Origin of the sequence: Lactobacillus gallinarum DSM 10532 = JCM 2011 (assembly GCF_001434975.1) — a bacterium.
Taxonomy (GTDB): domain Bacteria; phylum Bacillota; class Bacilli; order Lactobacillales; family Lactobacillaceae; genus Lactobacillus; species Lactobacillus gallinarum.
Genome location: NZ_AZEL01000006.1, coordinates 1 through 1368, shown reverse-complemented (window position 1 = coordinate 1368; position 1368 = coordinate 1). Strand labels below are relative to the sequence as shown.

The window sequence follows — 1368 nt, the reverse complement described above, 5'->3', positions numbered from 1 at the left end:
GAGACTGTAAAATAGTTTGTGTAAGGATGAATGATTCCTTAAATTTATTTCTTTAAACATTAGAAAAAGGAGTTCCTTTCTCGTATGATTGGTTTGAACAAAAAAACACATACAGAAAGAAGAACTCCTTCATGAATGATTTTACCAAAGATTTTGCTCAAGCTCTATTCAATCCAGACAAAATAAATGATTTATTGCGCAAAGAGCTACAACAGGCTGTTAATGACTTGCTAGAAGCTGAGTTGACTGCCTTTCTGGGCTATGATCCCTATGCCAGAAATGGCTGGAATACTGGCAATTCTAGAAATGGTGCTTATTTCCGCAAGGTTGATACCCAGTTTGGACCAATTGAAGTGCAAGTGCCTCGAGACCGCAACGGTCAGTTTCATCAGCACACGCTGCCTGACTACAAGCAGCACTCTGATGTTTTGGAAAGCACGATTATCAAGCTCTACTCCAAAGGCGTAACTACCAGAGAAATCGCTGACTTGATTGAGAAAATGTATGGCAGTCATTATAGTCCAGCTCAAGTATCAAATATTTCCAAGCAGATGCTCCCCAAGATTGAGGCTTATCACAAGCGCAAGCTAAGCGACAAGTTTTTCTGTGTCTATTTGGATGCGACATACCTTCCTTTGCGCCGAGAAACGTTTGAGCGTGAAGCAGTATATATTGCCATTGGCATTAAACCTAATGGACATAAGGAAGTCATTGACTACTGCATTGCTCCTAGTGAGAACATTGAAGTTTGGACAGAGATGCTTCAAAACATGAAGTCCAGAGGCTTGAAGCAAGTTGAACTCTTTCTTTCTGATGGTGTTGTTGGCATGAAAACAGCCTTGGCCAGGACTTATCCTAAAGCTCATTTTCAACGCTGCCTGGTTCATGTCATGCGCAATATCTGTGCTAAAGTCCGGGTGGATGACCGCGAAAAGATCATGAACGAATTCAAGCAGATACATCAACAGACAAGCAAAAAAGAAGCTGCAGCTGTCTTGCACAAATTCTATGCCAAATGGAATAAAGCTTATAGCCATGTCATCAAAGGTTTGAAGGAAATTGAGCCCGATCTGCTAGTCTTCTACAATTATCCCAAACAAATCAGAGCTTCAATTTATTCAACCAATATGATTGAATCCTTTAACAACGTCATCAAGCGTAAAGCTAAGCCTAAGGCAGAATTTCCAACTGAACAGTCGCTTGATGCATTTATTGGCATCCAGGCAATGAGCTACAATGACCGCTATTTCAACCGAATTCATAAAGGCTTTGGTCAGGTTCAGGATACCTTAGAATCTTATTTTGAATAAATAATTAAAAAATCAATTTGCGAGAAAGAACTATTTACACAAAAGATTTGACAGTCTC

1 protein-coding gene is annotated in these 1368 nt (G+C 39.8%); it reads left to right on the top strand.

Translation table 11 applies throughout. The annotated features are described in order from the left end of the window. Positions 1 to 131 precede the first annotated feature (131 nt). Positions 132 to 1310, top strand: a complete 1179-nt coding sequence (locus tag FC37_RS01240) for an IS256 family transposase (protein WP_025006495.1) — start codon at positions 132 to 134, stop codon at positions 1308 to 1310. Positions 1311 to 1368 lie beyond the last annotated feature (58 nt).